This is a genomic window from Metabacillus sp. 113a, from assembly GCF_050107635.1.
Lineage (GTDB): Bacteria > Bacillota > Bacilli > Bacillales > Bacillaceae > Metabacillus_B.
Genome location: NZ_JBNILJ010000003.1, coordinates 109,845 through 134,044, shown reverse-complemented (window position 1 = coordinate 134,044; position 24,200 = coordinate 109,845). Strand labels below are relative to the sequence as shown.

Here is a 24,200-nt window from a genome sequence, read left to right as displayed (position 1 = left end):
AAAGCAGCGGATTTCCAGTTAGAAATCCCGCTGCTTTTATTTTAATCAATCCCGCTGTTTTATTTTCAGGCTCTCCTACGGACGCTTCCGGTCTAATAGGGACAAAGCTTTCTGGGTGTTCGCAAAATGGGTTTTCGTGTATGTATGTAAGACTTGTTCCCCCTGCTTGCTGATCAGTTTTGCGGCTGCTTCATCAACCTGCTTACCTGCCCCTTTTGGAAGGGTCATGCCCGCCTTTTTGGAAAGCTTATCAAATTCTTTAACGAACGAGTAGCGGGCAATAATGGATGCGGCGGCTACGGCCAGGTGGATGCCCTCTGCTTTCGTGCTGAAGTATGTATTTTTTTTCGAAAAGGTTTGGCCTCTCAAATGGCTGTAGTAAATGTTCGGATCGACGAACTGATCAATCAGAACGGCCTCTGGTTCTTCAGGATTGATTTTATCCATTAAATGCCGGATTGCCTGGTTATGCAGCCAGGCTTTCATTTTTCCCTGAGTCATGCCCTTTTTTTGCAGCTCGTTGTATTTCTCATTTTTCAGGACGAGAAGGCTGTATGGAATGGCATGGATGAGATTTTTGGCTATTTCAATAATTTGGGGATCTTTAAGGCCTTTAGAGTCCCGGACTCCCATTTCTTTTATGAGGGGGAGGTTCTCCCGGCTGACATAGGCAGCCGTAACGGTCATCGGGCCGAAATAATCGCCGGTTCCGACTTCGTCTGAACCGATCGCAGAAAGCTCGCTGATATTAGGAGGCGGAGCAAATCCGTTTACGGTTTTGGCAGCGGATTTGGCGGGCTTGGCCGGATTCGATTCTCCCCAGCGCCGGGCCTCTGTCTCAGCGGCGCTTCCCTGAAAGAGAATTTTGCCGGATTTGTACCCGGTGACGGTGCAGCCGTCAACTTTAGCGGAAAACACAGCTCCCGCGGGCAGTTTAGCAGCGGAATGGCTTTTATAATAGTTTGCTGCTTCAGCGAGCAGTTTTGAATTGGCCTGTATTACAGAATGTGACAAGTGGATTCTTCCTTCCCTGGTAAATTACGGATTTTCGATGTGATCGTGCCCCGGACTGCTTCCCATTTCAGAAATAAACGTGTTATGATAAAGATTAGGATTCCGAGGAATGGAGGATGTACGTTGTCGAATCGTTCAAAGACTAAAACGAATGTTGATATATATGGTCAGCAATATTCCATTATAGGTACAGAAAGCACAAGCCATATGCGTCTTGTCGCTTCCATTGTGGATGACAAAATGCGGGAGATGAACAGCCATAATCCCTCTTTAGACATAAACAAACTGGCCGTTTTGACAGCGGTGAATGTAGTGCATGAATACTTAAAATTAAAAGAAGAATATGAGCTTCTGGAAAGAAAGCTTTCAGAAAAGGATTGAATGAAAGTATGCTTGATCTTATCCTGGCAGTAGTCCTGCTATTTGGTATATTAACCGGCTTGAGAAGGGGTTTCATTATGCAGCTCGTTCATCTGACCGGATTTATTGCTGCTTACATTGTAGCATATTTATATTATGATGATTTAGCCCCCAAGCTGGAACTGTGGATTCCTTACCCTTCTATGGGGGAAGGACAGGCTGCAATTTCATTTTTTACGGGTGGGCAGCTGGAGGAGGCCTATTACCGGGCCATCGCCTTCGCGATTCTTTTCTTTGGAACGAAAATTGTCACGCAAATCATCGGGTCCATGCTTGACTTTGTAGCCATGCTGCCGGTACTAAAGCACCTGAACCGGTGGGGAGGGGCTATTCTCGGATTTGCGGAAATATACCTTATCGTATTTATTCTCTTGTTTGCCGGAGGCTTGCTGCCGATGGAAAATGTCCAGAATGCGATGGAAAATTCTGCGCTGGCCAACACGATCGTTCACCACACTCCCTATTTCTCTGACAAGGTGAATGAACTCTGGATTCAATATACAGGAAAGCCGTAAACTTCTCAGAATGAGAGGTTTTTTTCCCATGTTTAATGATAATTAAAGGGGTGCTGCCAGATGGCTGTACATAAAAAGGACGTCGTAAAACTGCTTGAAACGATCGCAGTTTACATGGAATTAAAGGGCGAGAATCCGTTTAAAATATCCGCGTTCCGCAAAGCGGCGAATGCGCTGGAACAGGATGACCGCAGTTTGAGCTCGATCGATGATTTTACAAAGCTTGCCGGAATCGGAAAAGGGACAGCGGCAGTGATTGAGGAGTTTATCCAAACCGGGGAATCGGATGCACTCACCCAGCTGAAAAAAGAAGTTCCTGAAGGACTCGTGCCGCTTTTAAAGCTGCCGGGACTTGGAGGCAAAAAGATTGCCAAGCTCTATAAAGAACTGGGAGTGGACGGGGCAGGGTCACTAAAGAAAGCTTGTCTTGACCATAAGGTTCAGGCCCTTGCAGGCTTTGGAACGAAAACCGAGGAAAAAATTATGGCCGCACTTGAGGATATGGGAAAAAGACCGGAAAGACTTCCCCTGGCTTTTATGCTGCCGATTGCTGCGGATATTGAGTCATATTTGGCGGAGTGTCCTGATATCATCCGCTTTTCGAGGGCGGGCTCTATGAGAAGAATGGCTGAAACGATCAAGGATCTCGACTTTATCATCTCTTCGTCCCACCCGGATAAAGTCCGGGATTACCTTCTGCAAATCCCTAATAAAGGGGAAGTGATTGCCGGCGGTGATACAAAAGTTTCATTGGAGCTTGCCTATGATTTTACAGTAAGTGCTGATTTCCGTATTGTAAAAGATGAAGAATTCGCCACAACCCTGCATCACTTTACAGGCTCTAAGGATCACAACGTCAAGTTGAGGCAGCTTGCGAAGGAACAGCGGAAAAAGATAAGTGAATACGGAGTGGAAGATCTGGAGTCGGGAAAAATCGAAACCTTCGCGGATGAAACCGCCTTTTTTGCCCATTTCGGGCTGCCTTTTATCCCGCCCGAGCTCAGGGAGGACGGGAAAGAGGTCGAAGAACCGGTTCGAGCGGAGGAGCTCGTGTCGCATGACCGGATTGTGGCGGACCTCCATATGCATTCCACATGGAGTGATGGGGCCTTTACCATTGAGGAAATGGCTAATGCCTGCCGTGAAAAAGGGTATCGCTATATGGCGATAACCGACCATTCCCAATACTTGAAGGTAGCCGGTGGTCTGACGCCGGAACGACTGAGGGAACAGCGGAAGGAAATTGACCGTTTGAATGCTGGATTTGATGATTTTACGATTCTGGCAGGTGTTGAAATGGATATCCTGCCAGACGGAACACTTGATTACGATGATGAATTACTTCAGGAGATGGACCTTGTCATTGCGTCTATACACTCAAGCTTTTCCCAGCCGAAGGAAAAAATCATGGAGAGGCTGAAATCGGCCCTGACAAATCATCACGTTGATATTATCGCCCATCCTACTGGCCGGCTTATCGGCAGGAGGGAAGGGTATGATGTGGATATAGACATGCTGATCCGCCTTGCTAAAGAAACGGATACGGCACTGGAACTGAATGCGAATCCGAACCGGCTTGATTTAAGTGCAGGTCATGTACGGAAGGCGCAGGAAGCAGGCGTTAAAATTGTCATTAATACGGATGCTCACAGTGTTGAAATGCTGGAGCACATGCCGATTGGAGTTTCAACAGCAATAAAAGGAAATGTAAAAGGGGAAAATGTCTTAAACACTTGGGAACTGAATGAGCTCAAGCAATTTCTGAACAGACATCATTCCTGAGAATCTGGGAGGTCTGCACGTTGCAGGAAAAGGGATTACACGTTTTAGAATTTCATAAAATCAGACAGCAGCTCATGAACCACGCCGCATCTTCTTTAGGGAAGGAAAAAGCGGGCGCGCTGCTCCCGGCAAACGATCTGGAAGAGGCAGACCGGTGGCAGCAGGAGACCTTCGAGGCGGCGGATATATTAAGACTAAGAGGCCACGCCCCATTTGGAGGGCTGACAGATATAAGAGCGAGCCTGAAAAGAGCCAAAATCGGCGGAGTGCTGAGTGCGCAGGAATGCATGAGCACAGCAGGGGTGCTTTATGCAGGCAGACAAATGAAACAGTTCATTCTTGACCTGGTGGAGGATGAGGTGCTGGAAATTCCGTACTCGGAAGAAAAGGCACTCATGATTGAAGCGCTGACTGATTTGGAAAAGAAAATCAATCAGTGTGTGGATGACAACGGAGAGATTCTTGACCACGCGAGCGACCTGCTCCGCTCGCTGCGGCAGCAGCTGAGGACCCTTGAATCAAGAGTCCGTCAAAAGCTTGAATCAATGATTCGTTCCTCCTCTGCTCAAAAAATGCTTTCTGATGCCATCATTACAATCCGGAACGACCGGTTTGTCATTCCTGTTAAACAGGAATACCGCTCATCCTATGGCGGGATTGTTCATGATCAATCTTCCTCAGGTGCAACTCTGTTTATCGAGCCGCAGGCCGTAGTGGATCTGAACAACTCGCTTCAGCAGGCCAGAGTGAAAGAAAAGCAGGAAATTGAGCGGATTCTGCGCGAGCTTTCAGAGGCAATCGCTGCCCAAGCCGATATCATTTTAAACAATACCGATGTATTGGGTGCGCTGGATTTTATGTTTACAAAAGCGCGTTATGCAAAATCGATCAAAGCATCCCGTCCAGTGTTAAATGATAAAGGCTACATGAACATGGTCAAGGCAAGACACCCGCTTCTGGACCCGGATGAAGTTGTAGCTAACGATATTTTGCTGGGGGATGCGTTCTCAACCATTGTTATAACAGGTCCGAATACAGGAGGAAAAACAGTCACTCTAAAAACCATCGGTTTGTGCACCCTCATGGCTCAATCCGGGCTTCAGGTGCCGGCAGCGGAAGGCTGTGAAATGTCTGTTTTTGACTCTGTCTATGCCGATATCGGGGATGAGCAGTCCATCGAGCAAAGCCTGAGCACGTTCTCCTCCCACATGGTCAACATTGTGGATATATTAAAGAAAGCCAACAATCGGAGCCTCGTTCTATTTGATGAGCTTGGAGCGGGAACCGATCCGCAGGAAGGAGCGGCTTTAGCGATTTCCATTCTGGATGAGGTGTATGGAAGAGGGGCCACGGTCGTTGCGACAACCCACTATCCTGAACTCAAAGCATATGGCTACAACCGGGATGGTGTGGTCAATGCAAGCGTAGAATTTAACGTAGAAACGCTAAGTCCGACTTACAGACTCCTGATTGGGGTTCCAGGGCGGAGCAACGCGTTCGAGATTTCCAGAAGGCTTGGTCTTTCTGAACATGTTATTGAATATGCCCGTTCAAACATGAACGCGGAAAGCAACGAAGTCGATACGATGATTGCCTCTCTCGAAGAAAGCAAAAAAGCAGCAGAAGCGGAAGCGAACGAGGCTGAACAGTTCCGTAAAGATGCAGAGGCCCTTCATAAAGAGCTGCAAAAGCAAATCCAGGAATTTAATGAACAGCGGGACAGGCTGTTTGAAGAAGCCGAAAAAAAAGCAGCTGAAAGGCTGGAAGAAGCAAAGAATGAGGCAGAAGAAGTCATCCGCCATCTGCGCAAGCTTCAGAAGGAACAGCACGCGTCGGTAAAAGAGCATGAACTTATAGACGCAAAAAAACGGCTGGAGGAAGCTCAGCCGGTCTTTGCCAAATCAGCCTCCCAAAAGAAGAAAGAAAAGCCAAAAGCTGACCACACCCTTAAGCCGGGAGACGAGGTTAAAGTGCTCAGCTTCGGACAAAAGGGAATCCTTCTTGAAAAATCAGGAGGCAAGGAATGGCATGTGCAAATCGGAATTTTAAAAATGAAGGTCAAGGAAAGCGATCTTCAATATATGAGCAGACCTAAACCGGTCACAGAGAAGCCGCTTGCTACGATTAAAGGAAAGGACTATCATGTCTCCTTAGAGCTTGACCTTAGGGGAGAACGATTTGAGAATGCCATTTCCAGAGTTGAAAAATATTTGGATGATGCAGTACTTGCCGGATATCCCCGTGTATCCATTATCCACGGAAAAGGCACCGGTGTATTGCGAAAAGGAGTGCAGGAACTTCTTCAAAATCACCGCAGTGTAAAAAACACCCGTTTTGGAGAGGCCGGAGAAGGCGGCAGCGGTGTCACCATCGTAGAACTCAAATAAGGGGAGGCGATACTCAAGATGAATCCTTTCTGGGAGAATGAGCTAGTCCAAACAGCAGCCTATTACAGTGTAGTCGTCTTATGTATGATTGTATTCATGTCGATTTTTGAACTGGTTACCAAATACAAAAACTGGGATGAAATCCAAAACGGAAACATCGCTGTCGCTATGACGACAGGAGGAAAGATCTTCGGGATCGCCAACATTTTCCGTTTTTCCATCGAACAGCACAACTCCCTGTTTGAAATGGTCGGATGGGGCTTTTACGGCTTTTTGCTCCTGCTGCTCGGTTATTTTATTTACGAGTTCCTTACACCTAAATTCCGTATCGATGAAGAAATTGAAAAGGATAACAGAGCGGTTGGATTCATATCTATGGTTATTTCTATAGGACTATCTTACGTAATCGGATCAAACATTTAAGGGGTTTAGTATGAAAACTTTAGCTAAAGTGCTGTTTGCCGTATGCGGAATTTTTATCGCCATCGGGATTCTTTACCTGATATTTTTTGCATGATCCACCTTTAAACCCGTGCTCAGAGCCAGGCTCTGAGCATTTTTTTGTGCTGCTTTTGAACAAGGTGCTCCAGCTGAAGAAAGCAGCATACCGCGGACACGTGTTTATTCGGCCGGCCGAAGCCGTTTTCCAGCGCGAATTTAATGTGCATTATGGCCCGATCCAGGCAATGCACCAATAATTTGCATTCAAAAACTGCAACAAGTCCCTCCCCCTTAAATCGGGTAATCCTCTATGTATGCTGTAATCCGGAAAACAAATCCCACCATTAAGTAAGGTCTATATGGGAAGCCAATCAAGAGCCAGCCGGAGTGGCATTTGGTTAGGAGATCAATCCAGCATTGCCAGCAGCCTTTGCCTGATTAAAAGAAAACATCAGGACGCAATAGAGAATATATTTAAATTTCTGAATATACTGTTATAATGAATGCATAAGCCGAAAGTCATAAAGGCACAAGGGGGAAATGGGAATGGTGGATATGATCAGGCCGTGGCTGGAGCATTATCCGGCAGAAATTCCGCAAGCTTTGAATTTTGAGCCGAAAACGCTTCAAACCTATTTGCTGGAGACGGCAGAAAAGTTTCCGGATAAGACCGCAATCAGCTTTTTGGGAAAAAAAATGACCTTCACAGCCTTGCTCAAGGATGCTGAAAAGCTGGCCGGGTATCTTCAAAAACAGGGGATGAAGAAGGGGGACCGGGCAGCGATTATGCTTCCAAACTGTCCTCAGGGGGTTATTTCGTATTATGCTGTGCTGATGGCGGGAGGAATCGTCGTTTCCACCAATCCGCTATACACAGAAAGAGAAATTGAGTATCAGATGAATGACAGCGAGGCTGAATTCCTCATTACACTGGATTTGCTTTTTCCAAGGGTTTCTAAAGTGAAAGCGTTAACAAAGCTGAAGCACGTCATCGTGACAAAGATTCAGGATTACCTTCCTTTTCCTAAAAATCTGCTTTATCCATTTGTTCAGCGCAAGCAAACAAAGGTAAAAGTAGATGTTAAGCACGGAGGAACGACCCATCTATTCTCTGTCATCATGAAAGAGTCTCCGGCTGAGTTTTCCAGCGTGGCTGCAGATCCGGTTGAAGACATCGCCCTGCTTCAATACACAGGAGGCACGACCGGTTTTCCAAAAGGTGTAATGCTAACGCACAAGAATATAGCGGCAAACACGGTCATGTGCTCGGCATGGATGTACAATTGCCGGCACGGAGAGGAAAAGGTTTTAGGTCTTCTGCCGTTCTTCCATGTGTATGGAATGACAACCGTTATGCATTTATCGATTACTGAGGGCTACAATATGATTCTTTTGCCCAAATTTGATGCCACAGACACGCTTAAGGCTATTCATAAAGAAAAGCCTACGCTTTTTCCGGGAGCTCCGACAATCTATATCGCTTTGCTGAACCATCCGGATTTAAAAGAATACGACCTATCCTCTGTTCAAAGCTGCATCAGCGGCTCTGCTCCGCTGCCGGTTGAAGTACAGGAACGGTTCGAAAACGAAACGGGCGGAAAGCTTGTAGAAGGCTATGGACTGTCTGAAGCATCCCCTGTGACTCACTCTAATTTTCTATGGGGACGCAGGAAAAGAGGCAGCATCGGCGTTCCTTGGCCGAATACAGATGCGATGATTCTGTCACAGGAAACGGGCAGCCAGGCAGAACCGGGGGAGAAGGGTGAGCTTATCGTTCGCGGTCCCCAGGTTATGAAGGGCTACTGGGGCAAGCCTGAGGAAACGGAAGCCGTATTGAAGGATGGCTGGCTGTTTACAGGAGACATTGGCTATATGGATGAAGAGGGTTATTTTTATATAGTTGACCGGAAAAAAGACATGATTATTGCTGGCGGCTATAATATTTACCCCCGCGAGGTAGAAGAAATTCTCTATGAATATGATAAAATACAGGAAGTAGTGGTAGCCGGGGTTCCTGACCCATATCGCGGAGAAACGGTTAAAGCCTATGTAGTGCCGAAGGATGGAGCAAAAATTTCAGAGGAAGAGCTGGACACTTTTTCCAGAAAACACCTTGCCGCCTACAAAGTCCCTAGAATATATGAGTTCAGGAGCGAGCTTCCTAAAACGGCCGTAGGAAAAATTTTAAGAAGGACGCTTGTTGAGGAAGAAAAGGAAAAACTAAAGAACGCAAATTAAGGAACGTTCGAGGGGAATTTCTCTTTGAAGAAATTTCCCTTGCCCCATCATAATGCTTGACACTTCCTGAAGGATTTACTATTATGGAAATATGAATGATGATTCATTCATTTTCGAAAAGGAAGGTAGTCCATTGAAACAAAACAAACCGAAATATAAACAGATTATTGACGCGGCAGTGATTGTGATTGCTGAAAACGGCTATCATCAAGCCCAGGTTTCCAAAATCGCAAAGCAAGCCGGTGTAGCAGACGGGACCATTTATTTATACTTTAAAAACAAAGAGGATATTCTGGTTTCTCTATTTAAAGAAAAAATGGGCCTCTTCATCGAAAAGATTCAAGGGGAAACGTCAGGGAAATCCAGAGCGGCTGATAAGCTGTACGTCCTGATTGAAAAGCATTTTTCGCTCCTTTCAGAAGATCACCATCTGGCGATCGTTACCCAGCTGGAGCTCAGACAGTCAAACAAGGATCTCAGATTAAGAATCAATGAAGTTCTAAAAGGATACTTGAATGTTGTAGATTCCATCATTCAAACGGGGATTGAGTCCGGGGAGTTCAGGGAAGATCTCGACTTGCGGCTTGCAAGACAAATGATTTTCGGGACCATCGACGAAATCGTCACCACCTGGGTAATGAATGAAGAAAAGTATGACCTGATGGCTTTAGCCGGAAAGGTTCATCATATGATTGTCCATGGCTTTGGAAACAATCAATCTTAACCATTCAGGAGGATGTACAGTGGGATATTTATCCGTACAAAAAGAAGAATACGTCGCTATCGTGAAAATTGATAATCCTCCTGCCAATGCACTTGGTTCCTATGTTTTAGAGGAGCTGGCTGCATTTATAGAGGATGCGGAACATGACCCTTCGATCCGGGCCATTTTGCTGTATGGAGAGGGGAAATTTTTTTCCGCAGGGGCTGACATTAAAGAATTTACAAAGGTCGAGTCTGGAAAGGAATTTTCGAGGCTGGCAGCTAAAGGACAGGAACTGTTCGATAGGATTGAAAGCTTCCGCAAGCCGGTGATTGCTGCCATCCATGGAGCAGCTCTTGGAGGCGGTCTCGAGCTTGCCATGTCCTGCCATATCCGAATCGTTACTGAAAATGCAAAGCTCGGCCTTCCTGAATTGCAGCTCGGCCTTGTTCCCGGCTTTGGAGGGACTCAGCGTCTTCCGCGCTATGTTGGAGAAGCAAAGGCTCTCGAAATGATGGCTACAAGCGAGCCGATCACCGGAGCAGAAGCTGCGCAGCTTGGACTCGCCAACAAGGCAGTGCAGGATGAGATGCTGCTGCATGAAGCTAAACAGCTGGCAGGAAAAATGGCTTTAAAAAGCCCAAATACCCTCAAAGCTGTTATCGAATTGCTGAATATCCGGAAGTCTTCTTCTTACCAGGAAGGGATGGCAAGAGAAGCAGCCCTGTTTGGAGAAGTATTTGATAAGCAGGATGCTAAAGAGGGAATTCAGGCGTTTCTTGAAAAGCGCCCGCCTCAGTTCAAGGGAGAATGATTGGACGGGGGCTTTCCCCGGCCGTACAATGGAAGCGTATTCAAATAGGCGTTTTAAGCAATGAACATGCGAAACAGGGGGATGGAGAAATGAATATTTTTGTAATGATGAAACGGACTTTTGACACAGAAGAAAAAATTTCCATCAGCAACGGAAGAATCCAAGAGGATGGAGCAGAATTTATCATCAATCCGTACGACGAGTATGCGATTGAAGAAGCTATTCAGATCAGAGACGCCCAGGGCGGCGAGGTAACCGTTGTAACGATTGGCGGGGAAGAGGCTGAGAAGGAACTTCGTACAGCTTTGGCGATGGGATGCGATAAAGCTGTGCTGATCAATACGGAAGATGATCTGGAGGATGGAGATCAGTTCACTTCTGCCAAGATTCTCTCGGAATATTTAAAGGACAAAAATGCAGATTTGATTCTAGGAGGAAATGTTGCCATCGATGGAGGCTCGGGACAGGTTGGCCCCCGTCTTGCGGAGCTGCTAGATATCTCCTATGTAACAACCATTACAAAGCTTGAGATTGAGGGCAGTAAAGCAACTGTTACACGGGATGTTGAAGGTGATTCTGAGATCATCGAAACAGCTCTTCCTTTGCTCGTTACGGCACAGCAAGGATTAAATGAGCCTCGCTATCCGTCATTGCCCGGCATCATGAAGGCGAAAAAGAAGCCGCTTGATGAACTGGAGCTGGATGATTTGGACATTGAAGAGGACGATGTTGAACCAAAAACAAAAACAATTGAAATTTTTATGCCTGCGAAAAAAGAAGCTGGAAAAGTCCTTCAAGGGGAATTGGACGAGCAGGTTAAGGAGCTTGTCAGCCTGCTTAGGAACGAAGCTAAGGTCATCTGATTGGAATTCATGACAGGCAAGGGAATACGGAGAAATAGGGGGAAATGAAAATGGCAAGAAAAGTTCTAGTATTGGGAGAATCACGAGATCAGTCATTGAGAAATGTATCCTTCGAAGCGATTGCTGCCGGGAAAATTGTTGCGGAGGGCGGAGAAATTGTAGCTGTTCTTATAGGGAATCAAGTATCCGGTCTTGGGGAAGAAATGATTCAATACGGTGCGGACCGTGTCATAGCTGTAGAAAATGAGAAGCTTTCAGCTTACACACCGGATGGGTTTTCACAGGCTCTGATGACGGTCATAGAGCAGGAAAATCCGGAAGGAATGGTGTTTGGGCATACTGCCCTCGGAAAGGATCTCTCGCCTAAAATTGCAGCAAAACTAAATACGGGACTGGTTTCGGATGCGATTAACGTAGAGGAGGCTGGAGGCAATATTGTCTTTACCCGCCCTATCTACTCCGGAAAGGCATTTGAAAAAGTGATCGTAACGGATGGCATGATTTTCGCGTCAATCCGTCCGAATAATATTGCCCCGCTTGAAAAAGACGAATCCAGATCAGGTGAGGTTCAAACAGCAGCAGCCGATATTAAAGATTTGCGCACAATTGTTAAAGATGTGATCCGCAAAGCAACGGAGGGAGTAGACCTTTCTGAAGCTAAAGTGATTGTTGCGGGAGGAAGAGGCGTTAAGAGCACAGAAGGCTTTAATCCGCTTAAGGAACTGGCAGATGTTTTAGGGGGCGCTGTCGGGGCATCCCGCGGAGCTTGTGATGCAGATTATTGCGATTACTCCCTTCAAATTGGCCAGACGGGTAAAGTGGTCACGCCGGACCTTTATATTGCGTGCGGCGTATCCGGAGCCATCCAGCACTTGGCTGGAATGTCCAACTCCAAAGTCATCGTTGCCATCAACAAGGATCCAGAAGCCAATATATTTAAAGTAGCGGACTACGGCATTGTCGGGGACCTGTTTGAGGTCGTCCCCCTGCTGACCGAAGAGTTTAAAAAGCTTAAAGTTCATTCATAAGCCAGTGCAGCCCCCGCAAAAAGCCTGTTTGCGGGGGCTCTAATGTTATTTAAACCTTGTGTCAGGAAGGATCATTCACCCGATTTCAAGCGGACAGGAAAAACGGTCTGATGTCGAAGGTGTAATGGCACAAGCTTACGCATACATATGTATACCTTAAGGAAGATAAGAATTAATACAGTCCCCTTCCAGCGCGTCAAGCGATACCAGTACCGAACCGGGTTATTCCTGCTAGGATTGGGTATAATGACTTCGAGGCAAAATCTTAGCACGCCTTACAGGAAGGTGCTATACTAAGTGCATATTCTTAAAGATTTAGGAGGAATTCTACATGGCTATTTCACACGTAACGGATCAAAACTTCTCTGCTGAGACTGGAGAAGGCGTTGTTCTTGCAGATTTTTGGGCTCCATGGTGCGGACCTTGCAAAATGATTGCCCCAGTACTGGAAGAGCTTGACCAAGACATGGGTGACAAAGTGAAAATCGTTAAGCTTGATGTTGATGAAAACCAGGAAACTGCTGGTAAGTACGGCGTAATGAGCATCCCGACTCTTCTCGTTTTCAAAAATGGAGAAGTAGTGGATAAAGCGGTTGGATATCAGCCGAAAGAAGCTCTTGCTGAATTACTTAATAAACACGCTTAATTGAAATAAGGAACCAGGCTGATTTATTGGTCTGGTTTTTTTATTTTTTTGCAGGAGGGCTGCATCATGGGGAACCGCTCGTGTAGAAGATGGGCGCCATTCCCGCTGCCGTCCGTTTTTCCGACACCACCGGTATCTGATCGGAAATTGCCTCCTCGGGCCAATACTCTGCGCCTGACACTGTTTCCAGCGCTATTCTTAGTAATTTTCCTATATATATCGTACAATATAAGGCAAATGACTGGATGGAAGTGGTTATATGAAAGACAAAATCAGAGAAAAATTAGCCATTCTTCCCGATCAGCCAGGCTGCTACCTCATGAAGGACAGACAGGGGACCATTATTTATGTCGGGAAAGCCAAAGTATTAAAGAACCGTGTCCGTTCTTACTTCAGCGGCTCTCATGACGGGAAGACGCAAAGGCTTGTCAATGAAATTGAGGATTTTGAATACATTGTGACGTCCTCTAATATCGAAGCCCTTATTTTAGAAATGAATCTGATTAAAAAATACGATCCAAAATATAATGTGATGCTCAAGGATGATAAGTCCTTTCCATTTATAAAAATAACCGGTGAACGCCATCCTCGGCTGATTGTTACGCGGAAAATCAAAAAAGACCGGGGGAAATATTTCGGCCCTTACCCAAATGTCCAGGCAGCCCGTGAAACGAAAAAGCTGCTGGACCGGCTGTATCCGCTGAGGAAATGCAACACTCTGCCAGACCGCGTCTGCCTGTATTACCATATGGGGCAGTGTCTTGCCCCTTGTGTATATACAGTAACGGAAGAAACAAACCGGAAAATGGTTGAGGAGATCAGCCGGTTTTTAAACGGCGGGTACAAGGAGATTAAAAAGGATTTAACCGATAAGATGTATAAAGCTTCAGAGGCTATGGATTTTGAGCGGGCAAAGGAGTACAGGGATCAGATCGTCCATATTGAAGCGACAATGGAGAAGCAGAAGATGTCGATGACGGATTTTGTGGACCGGGATGTGTTTGCTTATGCTTTTGATAAGGGCTGGATGTGTGTACAAGTATTTTTTGTCCGGCAAGGCAAGCTGATTGAACGGGATATTTCGATGTTTCCAATCTATAATGAACCGGATGAAGAATTTCTGACATTCCTGGGCCAGTTTTATCAGCAGAGCAATCATTTCCTGCCGAAGGAAATCATGATTCCGGACAGCGCTGATCTGGAATTGGCGGAGCAGCTTCTGAATGTGCGCGCGGTCCAGCCGAAGCGCGGTGCGAAGAAGGACTTGCTGATGCTCGCTCACAAAAATGCGAAAATTGCACTCCGCGAGAAATTTTCGTTAATCGAGCGGGATGAAGAGCGGACAATTAAGGCCATCGAGAATCTCGGCGATAAGCTGGGAATCGCCGTGCCAATCCGGATCGAAGCGTTTGACAACTCAAACATTCAAGGGTCTGATCCAGTTTCCGCAATGGTTGTTTTTATCGATGGGAAACCGGCCAAAAAAGAGTACCGTAAGTATAAAATCCGGACTGTTACCGGGCCTGATGATTATGAGTCCATGAGAGAGGTGGTCCGGAGAAGGTATTCCCGTGCATTGAAAGAAAACCTTCCTCTTCCCGATCTTATCGTGATTGATGGAGGAAAGGGGCAGATTTCTGCAGCAAAAGATGTTCTTGAGAATGAGCTGTCTCTGCAAATACCAGTATCCGGCCTTGTAAAAGATGATAAGCACAGGACTTCCAATTTGATGATTGGAGACCCGCTTGAGCTTGTTCAGCTCGAACGCAGCTCACAGGAGTTCTATCTGCTGCAGCGGATTCAGGATGAGGTCCATCGCTTTGCGATCACGTTCCACAGACAGCTCCGCGGAAAAAACGCGATTCAATCCATATTGGATGAAATCCCCGGCATCGGGGAAAAGCGGAGGAAGATGCTGCTGAAGCATTTCGGCTCTGTTAAAAAAATGAAGGAAGCGACCGTTGAGCAGATTAAAGAAGCCGGTGTTCCTTATGCGGCTGCAGAGCTGATATATGAAAAGTTAAAAGAATAGACTTGTGCTTTTCCTAATCCTCTGATAGAATACAAACTAATTTAATCAGGTCGTTTAGTTCGTTAAATGACGATAGAGGTGCGGACTTCAATAGTAGGCATAAGCAGGAAAATGGTTTTCCGTTTATGTATGCCGAAAGGGGAGCGCCGCCGAAGAGGAAAAGGTGCCATTGCTGATTCTTCTGGTTTTGCATTGAATAAATGCAGGGCTGTCAAGATTTTTATTCTTGGAGAGCTATCTCATTGTATGGGCGGAGAATTTTTTCGTTTATGCAAGCAATGGGAGGGGCATCCCATTGCTTTTTATTTTGGGCTCTTATCTGAAAGAACTTGCGATATACCATTGACCTAGAGGAGCGATAACGTGGGACTGATCGTACAAAAATTTGGAGGAACATCCGTAGGATCTGCAGATCGAATTTTGAATGTTGCAAAAAGAGTAATCCAGGAAAAAGAAAATGGCCATGACCTGGTGGTCGTCGTTTCGGCCATGGGGAAAACAACCGATCAGCTCGTATCGCTTGCGGGGGAACTTTCATCGAAGCCGGACAAAAGAGAAATGGATATGCTGCTGACTACAGGGGAACAGATCACGATTTCTTTACTAGCGATGGCTCTCCAGGCCAAGGGCTATGAAGCCGTTTCCTTGACCGGAGGCCAGGCGGGAATCTTCACTGAATCCCGGCATGGAAATGCACGCATAACCCGCATTGAAGATGACCGCATTACAGAAGAGCTGACCCGGGGGAAAATCGTTGTGGCAGCAGGTTTTCAGGGGAGAGATGAAAACGGGGAAATTACAACATTGGGAAGAGGCGGTTCGGATACAACAGCTGTTGCCCTTGCAGCGGCGCTGAAGGCAGATAAATGCGACATTTATACCGATGTGACGGGGGTCTATACGACCGATCCGCGCTATATCCAAGGAGCAAGAAAGCTTGCCGGCCTATCCTATGACGAAATGCTGGAGCTGGCAAATCTTGGTGCGGGTGTTCTTCATCCAAGAGCAGTAGAGTTTGCAAAAAATTATCAGGTTCCACTGGAAGTGCGTTCCAGTATGCAGGACGAGCGGGGAACGCTTATTGAGGAGGAAAGTGCATTGGAAGAAAATTTAATTGTTAAAGGAATTGCATTTGAGGACCAGGTAACAAGAGTGTCCGTTTGCGGCCTGCCGAATGATTTAAGCACCCTTTCGACTATATTTACGACACTGGCGGAGCATGGGGTAAACGTGGACATCATCATTCAAAGTCTGACAGATAAAGAGAACGGCACGATTTCTTTCTCAGTAAAAACAAATGATCTGGAAGAAACGATCGATGTGCTTGAGACTCATAAGAAAAAATTAAGGTTCAAGAAAATTGAATCGGAAAAAGGCTTATCCAAGGTTTCCATTGTCGGTTCCGGCATGGTTTCCAATCCCGGGGTGGCGGCAGGGATGTTTTCGGTGCTCGCCAAGGAGGGCATTGAAGTGAAAATGGTGAGCACCTCTGAAATTAAGGTATCCACTGTAATTGAGCAGGATGATATGGTGAGGGCAGTTGAAGCGCTTCATGAAGCATTCGAGCTATCCGGCAAAAAGGCGCCGGTTTAATAAACAGAATCAAAAGACATCTTCATCCTGTTCGAAGCACGAACAAAAAAGAACCCGGGAATGCTTTTCACCAAGCATTCCCGGGCTCTTCCTTTAGGTGCACCCTTGCTTTACAGACAGCCAGGTTAAGCCGGGATCCAAAAATCATGGCTTCCGGTCAATCTGTGATCATGTCCTTTTTATCCCATTTAACGGTCAAGATTACCTTGCCGGAGCGGCGTTTTACCTGCTCGTAGGCCTCAGCCGCATGCTTCCCGATTGTCTGAACCTGCTCTGCCAGAAAACCGGCCTCCAGCTGGAAGGATGGCTCCTTTTGAGCTTGAAAGCGGGTCAGGATCAGGTCGGAGGTCAATTCAAACTCCATTTCTCCCTGTTTTCTATGTAAGAGTGTCAGTGTCCCCCATCCGGATTGAAGAAAAAAACGGGGAAGCTCCTCTGCAGTTTCCAGCGGAAAGTGCCTTGCAAGCTTTCTGCCGGCCCAGTAAAGCAAAGAAGGATACTCCTGACCAAGGATTTCGGGAAGAAGGATCTCCCGCAGCATTTCATGGCCAAAAGCAGGGACTGACAGCTCCTCATACTTTTCAGCCTCTACTTGATTACGTGTCGTTTTCATTTCATTTCCCCTCTCTCTATGCTCATTATATATCAAGACCGTAGGCTATTAACATGAAATAAAAGGAAGATCGGGCTTAAGAGGGTTCCATATTAGGAGAGGCCAAGGGCAAGGAATGATTCCTTCTTGCCATACTAAGCTCTTAAGCATATTTTCTCTCACATTTCAATATAGTAATAAAGTTAATTTTGTGAAGAACGAAAATAATTCCGAAAATTATAATTTATGAACACGTTTTCTTGACGCTCTATTATGTTAGGAGTAAAATGAATTTGTCACATTTTATCAGTTTATAATTATGATGGAGCGGCGGTTTAGTCAAAAGTTTCCAATGCAGAACTGCCAGATTCAAAGTCATGCTCCCTGATCATCCGGGCGAGAGAATTATGACAGCATATTGGGAAATAAGGTTGGATAAAATGCTATTTTAATAGCTTGCCATGACAAAGCCCTCCCATGCTCCAGACTGTAAAATGGGGATAGGAGAAAACCCAATAAAAACTACAGATTATCATTGATTAGGGGGTAAAGGAATTATGGCTGGAAATAAGGAGTTTGCGCTGCGCAGACTGCACTCGCTGCTGGGGGTTATTCCTGTAGGAATCTTCCTGATTCAGCATCTTGTTGTCAACAATTTTGCGACTAGAGGAGAAGAAGCATTTAATGAGGCGGCTCATTTTATGGAGAGCCTGCCATTCAGGATTGTTTTAGAAACATTTATCATTTTCCTGCCGCTATTATTCCACGCTATTTATGGTGTTTATATTGCTTTTACGGCGAAAAATAATGCTTCCCGCTATGGCTATTTCAGAAACTGGATGTTTGTCCTGCAGCGGTTCAGCGGCATTGTTACATTTGTATTCGTTGCATGGCATGTGTGGGAAACAAGAATTGCCGCTGCATTCGGAGCGACGGTCAATTTTTCTATGATGGAAAATATTCTTAGCAATCCGGCAATGGTCGCTTTCTATGTGGTGGGTGTTGTTTCCACAGTGTTCCACTTTGCAAACGGGCTCTGGTCTTTCTGCGTAACCTGGGGAATTACGGTTACACCTCGTTCCCAGCTGATTTCAACCTATGTAACACTTGCTGTGTTTGTTGCACTTGCTTACGTAGGAGTAAGTTCCATCTTTGCATTTGTTTAATTGAGGAAACGTCAATCAAGGGAGTGGGCTAGATGAACAACAATCGGATTACAATCGTCGGCGGCGGTTTGGCCGGCTTAATGGCTACTATAAAGGCTGCCGAAAAGGGAGTCAGCGTGGATCTTTTTTCACTCGTTCCTGTTAAGCGTTCACATTCAGTGTGCGCACAGGGCGGCATCAATGGAGCGGTGAATACAAAGGGTGAGGGGGATTCCCCCTGGGAGCATTTTGATGACACGGTTTACGGGGGAGACTTTTTGGCGAATCAGCCTCCGGTAAAAGCAATGTGTGAAGCTGCTCCTTCTATCATTCATCTTCTTGACCGTATGGGCGTCATGTTTAACCGTACCCCTGAAGGACTGCTTGACTTCCGCCGCTTTGGGGGAACTCAGCATCACAGAACAGCTTTTGCGGGCGCTACAACCGGCCAGCAGCTGCTTTATGCACTGGATGAGCAGGTCCGCCGCTATGAAGTGGCAGGGCTTGTCAGAAAGTTCGAAGGCTGGGAATTCCTTGGAATCGTTTTGGATGATGACCGGGTCTGCCGCGGGATTACTGCTCAGAATCTGTCGTCCATGGAAATCAAATCGTTCCGGTCCGATGCAGTCATTATGGCAACGGGCGGACCTGGAATTGTATTCGGCAAATCCACGAACTCTGTCATAAATACGGGCTCTGCTGCTTCAATCGTCTACCAGCAGGGTGCCTATTATTCCAATGCTGAATTTATTCAGATTCACCCGACCGCGATTCCGGGGGATGATAAGCTTCGCCTCATGAGTGAATCCGCAAGGGGGGAAGGCGGCCGTGTCTGGACATATAAAGACGGGAAGCCATGGTACTTCCTAGAAGAGAAATATCCGGCTTACGGAAATCTTGTGCCAAGGGATATCGCTACAAGAGAAATCTTCGACGTCTGCGTAAATCAGAAGCTTGGAATCAATGGGGAAAACATGGTTTATCTCGATTTATCCCATAAAGACCCGAAAGAGCTGGATATTAAACTTGGCGGAATCATCGAAATCTATGAAAAATTCATGGGGGATGATCCGCGCAAAGTTCCGATGAAAATCTTCCCTGCCGTTCACTATTCCATGGGCGGACTGTGGGTGGATTACGATCAGATGACGAACATCCCGGGACTGTTTGCAGCAGGCGAATGCGATTATTCCATGCACGGAGCGAACCGTCTTGGTGCCAACTCCCTTCTTTCCGCTATTTACGGAGGAATGGTGGCAGGTCCAAGTGCTGCGAAATACGCACAGGGACTTGAATCATTTGCAGAAGATCTTCCATCCAGCGTCTATGAACGCCACGAGAAGGAAGAGCAGGAAAAGTGGGATTCCATCATGAGCATGGATGGAGATGAGAATGCCTACGTGATTCATAAAGAACTTGGAGAATGGATGACAGCGAACGCAACAGTTGTCCGCTACAACGATAAGCTTCTGGAAACAGATGAGAAGATTCAGGAACTGATGCACCGCTATGAACGCATTAACATAAATGATACGGCAAAATGGAGCAACCAGGGGGCTGCTTTCACCCGCCAGCTGAAGAATATGCTCAGCCTGTCCCGTGTCATAACACTTGGAGCCTATAACCGAAATGAGAGCCGGGGGGCTCACTATAAGCCTGATTTCCCTGAACGGAATGATGAAGACTTCCTTAAAACGACGATGGCTAAATTCGTGGGCGACCATGAAGCTCCGGCTCTGCATTATGAAGAAGTAGATACATCTCTTATTACTCCGAGAAAAAGGGATTATTCCAAGAAGAAAGGAGCAAAAGCATGAGTGAGAAAAAAATCATTCGCTTTGTGATTTCACGTCAGGAATCTCCGGATGCAGCTCCTTATGATGAGGAGTTCGAACTTGAACACCGTCCGAACATGAATGTAATTTCGGCTCTAATGGAAATCAGACGTAATCCCGTTAATGCAAAAGGGGAGCCGACTACCCCGATAAACTGGGATATGAACTGCCTGGAAGAGGTATGCGGCGCCTGTTCCATGGTGATCAACGGCAAGCCTCGGCAGTCGTGTACAGCACTTGTCGACCAGCTGGAGCAGCCGATCCGCCTTGCGCCGATGAAAACATTTCCGGTCATCCGCGACCTTCAGGTAGACCGAAGCAGAATGTTCGATTCCCTTAAAAAGGTGAAAGCGTGGATTCCGATTGATGGAACGTATGATCTTGGTCCGGGACCCCGCATGCCGGAGAAAAAGCGTCAGTGGGCCTACGAGTTATCGAAGTGTATGACATGCGGCGTCTGCCTGGAAGCATGTCCGAATGTTAACAGCAAATCAAACTTCATCGGACCGGCTCCGCTTTCGCAGGTTCGCTTGTTTAACGCTCATCCTACCGGAGCTATGAATAAATCAGAACGCCTAGACGCTTTGATGGGTGATGGAGGACTTGCAGATTGCGGAAACTCCCAAAACTGCGTGCAGTCGTGTCCGAAGGGCATTCCGCTGACAACCTCTATTGCAGCACTTAACAGAGATACAAACCTGCAGGCATTCCGCAATTTCTTTGGAAGCGACCAGGCATAACGTACCCCGGCTGCCTTAGCGCTTTTCACGCTTTCAAGGGATTAAAGCGCAAAGTGACCGCTTTTAAAAGAATGAGCTTCTTCAAGACAGTAAAAGAGCCGGAGTCCCGGCTCTTTTTCATTTTGATTAAAGGTGGACCCTTAGGGAGAGTGGCGGGATGTGCAGGCGAATGCCTGCAGGAGAAATCAGCTGCCGGGTATACCGGAGCCAACTTTTGAAAAATGGACGCATCCTCCCCTGCTTTCATCAGCAATTCAGTCACCGCTATGCCTGAAAGCACATACTATATGTTGACTAATCGGATACCCATGTGCAAGAGCAGCTCTCACCTAGCAAGGAGGGTTACAATAATTGAAGGACAACGAATTTCAATCTAAGCCACTGCTCACGAAAAGAGAAAGAGAAGTATTTGAATTACTGGTACAGGATAAAACAACAAAAGAAATAGCTGGAGAGCTTTTCATTAGTGAGAAAACCGTTCGAAACCATATCTCAAATGCGATGCAAAAGCTTGGAGTCAAGGGGCGTTCACAAGCGGTTGTAGAGCTCCTGCGTATGGGAGAACTAGAGCTCTGAAAAATTGCCGGCAGGCCTGCATAAGGGACCGCCGGTTTTTTCATTTAATCTTTTCTTAAAGCGTTCTCAAGCCGGGATGGTTTTCAATTAAAGATTGCCCTCGAAAAAGGCTGCTACAGTCCGGTCCTGCAGAAAAATCCCTGCTCATGAATTTTCCTCAATCCTTGCATTTTCTGCAGAAAACTAGGAAAATAACTAGGGGATATGGCGGAAAGCTGTTTCCTAATGCGGATGAGCGGGGTATGGCGCGATGAATAAACCAACATTTGAAGCTGGCCATGTAGCGGATATTGAAAAATCGCTCAGGCGGATTTCAGGGAACATTAAACAAAAAGGACGAGAGATCCTTAATCAATATAATATAACTCCACCTCAGTTTGTAGCTCTCCAATGGCTTCTTGATCACGGAGATATGACGGTCGGGGAACTTGCAGGACGGATGTATCTTGCCTGGAGTACGACAACCGACCTCGTGGACCGGATGGAGAAGACGCAGCTTGTCATCCGGATTAAGGATGCGAATGACAGAAGAGTTGTCAGGGTGCATCTCCTTGAAGAGGGAGCGAGGATCATTGAAGAAGTGATTAAGAAGAGGCAGGAGTACTTAAGTGACCTTCTTGTCCATTTTGATTCATCAGAAAGGCTCACGTTTGAGCGTTTACTGACTAAACTGCAGCTGGAAATGAATGAAGAATGAGGCGATTTTTTGAATAGACCGATAGGAGTTATCGATTCAGGCATTGGCGGTCTTACGGTAGCTAAAGAAATCATGAGGCAGCTGCCGAAGGAAGAAATTATTTATTTAGGAGACAGCCAGCGCTGTCCATATGGACCCCGTCCAGAAGCTCAAGTTCTGCAATATACGTGGGAGATGACAAAGTATCTTTTGTCTGCCCACAGGATTAAAATGCTCGTAATCGCATGCAATACGGCAACGGCGATTGCGCTTGAGGAAATTAAAAAACAAGTGGACATTCCGGTGATCGGAGTCATCCAGCCAGGTGCCAGAACCGCGATAAAGCTGAAGAAAAATCAGCATATCGGCGTCATCGGAACAAACAATACCATTCAGAGCGGCGCCTATGAACAGGCGCTGAAAGCGTTAAAAGCGTCCGTTTCCGTTGAGAGTGCAGCCTGTCCTGAATTTGTTCCCCTGGTGGAAAGCGGGAATTATGAAGGAGAGCTGGCGAGGGAGATTGTTAAGCAGTCCCTGTTGCCGCTGAGGAGCCTGTCGCTCGACTCGCTGATCCTCGGCTGCACCCACTACCCGATTTTGAGGCCGCTCATAGAAGAGTACATGGGGCCCTCGGTGAAGGTCATTTCCTCCGGGGATGAAACGGCAAGGGAAGTAAGCACCATTCTGTCTTACAGCCAGGCTTTAAATGAATCAGACGGACAGAAGCAGCATCAGTTTTTAACGACAGGTCCGCACGGCTTGTTTCAGTCCTTTGCTGAAAAATGGTTTGGCGAGCCGGTGGGCAGCGTTCATACCATCAACCTTGAAAAAGCACTGCAGTCCTATTGAAAATCCCGGATGTCCGGGATTTTTTTTATTAAATTTTGCAGCACCTGCTGATTGGAGTGACAATCGTGATACTCCTTGCTGGCTTTTGAAAGCGAATGCCTGCTATGGAAATCAGCAGCTAAGAGGAATCGAAAATGCAGGCTGTATAAAATCTTCCTGAATGGCGGTATAAAATAATCCGGGGCTCGTATACATAGTAGTACAAACTGCCTCAGGAGGGATTTTTCATGCCTATGAATAAAAAGTTGGCCATTGCTGTTTCCGCTATTGCTGTTACTTCCGTTATCTTGTCGGGCTGCGGCTTATTCGGTGGAGGGGAGCAAGCGGTCAAGGAAGTGGATCCGCCGCAGGATGTCACCTATACGGATGGAAAAAACGCTGAAGGAAAAAAGGAAGCAGAATCGAAATCGGGCAAGGAAAATGTGCAGACGGTTACGAGAGATCTTTATTTAATAGACAAAAACGGCATGGTCGTCTCTCAGGCTCTGTCTCTTCCAAAGCATGAAGGGGCAGCCAAGCAGGTTCTTGAATACCTGGTGGATGGAGGACCGGTCAGCAACATGCTTCCAGATGGCTTTAGAGCCGTTTTGCCTGCCGAGACTCAAGTGCTGGGGGTTACCATTAAAGACGGGACGGCTGTAGCCGATTTCTCAAAGGAATTTGCCAACTATAAACGCGAGGATGAACTGAAGATCCTTCAGTCCGTCACCTATACCCTCACTCAATTTGAATCGGTTAAAAAAGTGAAAATTTGGGTGAATGGCCATCCGCTGAACGAAATGCCGGTCAACGGAACACCCATTTCAGAGGATCTGAGCAGAGCGGATGGGATCAATTTAGATACAGCAGATGTCACCGACATTACCAATACTCACCCGCTAACCGTTTACTTCCTAGGGCAAAATGAGAATGGAACCTATTACGTTCCTGTTACAAGAAGGGTAGACAATACGGAAAAAGATCCGATCACGGCTGCCGTTTCAGAGCTTCTGAAAGGTCCTTCAAGCACAAGCGGGCTTCTGGATGAATTTCAGGGCGGAGTTAAGCTGAATGGTGAGCCAAAATATGAAAATGGAAAAGTAACGCTTGATTTCAATAAGTCGATTTACGGGAGTTTTGATGAAGAGAAAAAGGTTATTTCCGAAAATGTGCTTAACTCACTTGTGCTCACCCTTACGGAGCAGGAGGGCGTAGAAACGGTAGCGCTGACGGTGGATGGCAAGGCGGATCTGACGAATGAAAAGGGAGAAAAATTGTCGAAACCCGTAGCGCGTCCTGCAAATGTGAACACCGGTAGTTTTTAAAAGCGAA

22 protein-coding genes and 1 riboswitch are annotated in these 24,200 nt (G+C 46.5%); of the genes, 20 read left to right on the top strand and 2 right to left on the bottom strand.

Features of this window, described 5'->3' with window-relative positions:
- Positions 1-75 precede the first annotated feature (75 nt).
- The gene (gene rnhC / locus ACQCVE_RS06910) at positions 76-1,014 is read right to left on the bottom strand and encodes a ribonuclease HIII (RefSeq protein ID WP_426862225.1); all 939 of its coding nucleotides are present in this window, start codon (positions 1,012-1,014) and stop codon (positions 76-78) included.
- 123 nt (positions 1,015-1,137) lie between these two features.
- Here rnhC and zapA point away from each other — a divergent pair, with 123 nt between their 5' ends.
- From zapA to ACQCVE_RS06845, 13 genes are all read left to right on the top strand, one after another.
- Positions 1,138-1,395 (top strand): cell division protein ZapA, encoded by a 258-nt coding sequence (gene zapA / locus ACQCVE_RS06905; protein ID WP_426843679.1) that lies wholly within the window; start codon positions 1,138-1,140, stop codon positions 1,393-1,395.
- Between the two features lie 8 nt (positions 1,396-1,403).
- Positions 1,404-1,949 (top strand): CvpA family protein, encoded by a 546-nt coding sequence (locus ACQCVE_RS06900; RefSeq protein WP_426843680.1) that lies wholly within the window; start codon positions 1,404-1,406, stop codon positions 1,947-1,949.
- A 60-nt stretch (positions 1,950-2,009) separates the two neighbouring features.
- Entirely contained in the window at positions 2,010-3,731 is a 1,722-nt protein-coding gene (polX, locus tag ACQCVE_RS06895) for a DNA polymerase/3'-5' exonuclease PolX (protein WP_426862223.1), read from the top strand.
- Positions 3,732-3,751: 20 nt separating this feature from the next.
- A complete protein-coding gene (locus ACQCVE_RS06890; RefSeq protein WP_426862221.1) occupies positions 3,752-6,118 on the top strand; it encodes an endonuclease MutS2 in 2,367 nt (788 codons plus the stop codon).
- A gap of 18 nt (positions 6,119-6,136) precedes the next feature.
- Positions 6,137-6,541 (top strand): DUF350 domain-containing protein, encoded by a 405-nt coding sequence (locus tag ACQCVE_RS06885; protein ID WP_426843683.1) that lies wholly within the window; start codon positions 6,137-6,139, stop codon positions 6,539-6,541.
- Between the two features lie 573 nt (positions 6,542-7,114).
- The gene (locus ACQCVE_RS06880) at positions 7,115-8,797 is read left to right on the top strand and encodes an AMP-binding protein (protein WP_426843809.1); all 1,683 of its coding nucleotides are present in this window, start codon (positions 7,115-7,117) and stop codon (positions 8,795-8,797) included.
- Positions 8,798-8,930: 133 nt separating this feature from the next.
- On the top strand, positions 8,931-9,521 hold the full coding sequence (locus ACQCVE_RS06875; RefSeq protein ID WP_426843684.1) for a TetR/AcrR family transcriptional regulator: 591 nt from the start codon (positions 8,931-8,933) through the stop codon (positions 9,519-9,521).
- Between the two features lie 19 nt (positions 9,522-9,540).
- Positions 9,541-10,314 carry an enoyl-CoA hydratase gene (locus ACQCVE_RS06870; protein ID WP_426862219.1) on the top strand — a complete coding sequence of 258 codons (774 nt, stop codon included), beginning with the start codon at positions 9,541-9,543 and terminating at the stop codon, positions 10,312-10,314.
- 89 nt (positions 10,315-10,403) lie between these two features.
- Positions 10,404-11,177, top strand: a complete 774-nt coding sequence (locus tag ACQCVE_RS06865; protein WP_426843686.1) for an electron transfer flavoprotein subunit beta/FixA family protein — start codon at positions 10,404-10,406, stop codon at positions 11,175-11,177.
- A 50-nt stretch (positions 11,178-11,227) separates the two neighbouring features.
- Positions 11,228-12,205 (top strand): electron transfer flavoprotein subunit alpha/FixB family protein, encoded by a 978-nt coding sequence (locus ACQCVE_RS06860; protein WP_426843687.1) that lies wholly within the window; start codon positions 11,228-11,230, stop codon positions 12,203-12,205.
- Positions 12,206-12,536: 331 nt separating this feature from the next.
- Positions 12,537-12,851 carry a thioredoxin gene (gene trxA / locus ACQCVE_RS06855; protein ID WP_155111453.1) on the top strand — a complete coding sequence of 105 codons (315 nt, stop codon included), beginning with the start codon at positions 12,537-12,539 and terminating at the stop codon, positions 12,849-12,851.
- Positions 12,852-13,110: 259 nt separating this feature from the next.
- Entirely contained in the window at positions 13,111-14,883 is a 1,773-nt protein-coding gene (uvrC, locus tag ACQCVE_RS06850) for an excinuclease ABC subunit UvrC (protein WP_426843688.1), read from the top strand.
- A 65-nt stretch (positions 14,884-14,948) separates the two neighbouring features.
- Positions 14,949-15,128: riboswitch (Lysine riboswitch) on the top strand.
- 118 nt (positions 15,129-15,246) lie between these two features.
- Positions 15,247-16,476 carry an aspartate kinase gene (locus ACQCVE_RS06845; RefSeq protein ID WP_426862217.1) on the top strand — a complete coding sequence of 410 codons (1,230 nt, stop codon included), beginning with the start codon at positions 15,247-15,249 and terminating at the stop codon, positions 16,474-16,476.
- Positions 16,477-16,633: 157 nt separating this feature from the next.
- Here ACQCVE_RS06845 and ACQCVE_RS06840 read toward each other — a convergent pair whose 3' ends face one another.
- On the bottom strand, positions 16,634-17,089 hold the full coding sequence (locus ACQCVE_RS06840) for a YslB family protein (RefSeq protein ID WP_426843690.1): 456 nt from the start codon (positions 17,087-17,089) through the stop codon (positions 16,634-16,636).
- A 536-nt stretch (positions 17,090-17,625) separates the two neighbouring features.
- On the opposite strand from ACQCVE_RS06840, the gene ACQCVE_RS06835 reads away from it, so the two are divergent.
- The 7 genes from ACQCVE_RS06835 to ACQCVE_RS06805 all read left to right on the top strand — a co-directional run bounded on the left by ACQCVE_RS06835 (position 17,626) and on the right by ACQCVE_RS06805 (position 24,193).
- Complete coding sequence (locus ACQCVE_RS06835; protein ID WP_426843691.1) at positions 17,626-18,234, top strand: succinate dehydrogenase cytochrome b558 subunit; 609 nt, start codon at positions 17,626-17,628, stop codon at positions 18,232-18,234.
- A gap of 32 nt (positions 18,235-18,266) precedes the next feature.
- Entirely contained in the window at positions 18,267-20,030 is a 1,764-nt protein-coding gene (gene sdhA / locus ACQCVE_RS06830; protein ID WP_426843692.1) for a succinate dehydrogenase flavoprotein subunit, read from the top strand.
- On the top strand, positions 20,027-20,788 hold the full coding sequence (gene sdhB / locus ACQCVE_RS06825; protein WP_426862215.1) for a succinate dehydrogenase iron-sulfur subunit: 762 nt from the start codon (positions 20,027-20,029) through the stop codon (positions 20,786-20,788). Before sdhA ends, sdhB begins: the two co-directional genes overlap by 4 nt.
- Before the next feature lie 351 nt (positions 20,789-21,139).
- Complete coding sequence (gene gerE, locus ACQCVE_RS06820; protein ID WP_155111459.1) at positions 21,140-21,364, top strand: spore germination transcription factor GerE; 225 nt, start codon at positions 21,140-21,142, stop codon at positions 21,362-21,364.
- Positions 21,365-21,614: 250 nt separating this feature from the next.
- Complete coding sequence (locus ACQCVE_RS06815) at positions 21,615-22,061, top strand: MarR family winged helix-turn-helix transcriptional regulator (RefSeq protein WP_426843694.1); 447 nt, start codon at positions 21,615-21,617, stop codon at positions 22,059-22,061.
- A 9-nt stretch (positions 22,062-22,070) separates the two neighbouring features.
- The gene (gene racE / locus ACQCVE_RS06810) at positions 22,071-22,889 is read left to right on the top strand and encodes a glutamate racemase (protein WP_426843695.1); all 819 of its coding nucleotides are present in this window, start codon (positions 22,071-22,073) and stop codon (positions 22,887-22,889) included.
- Between the two features lie 233 nt (positions 22,890-23,122).
- Positions 23,123-24,193 carry a GerMN domain-containing protein gene (locus ACQCVE_RS06805; RefSeq protein ID WP_426862368.1) on the top strand — a complete coding sequence of 357 codons (1,071 nt, stop codon included), beginning with the start codon at positions 23,123-23,125 and terminating at the stop codon, positions 24,191-24,193.
- Positions 24,194-24,200 lie beyond the last annotated feature (7 nt).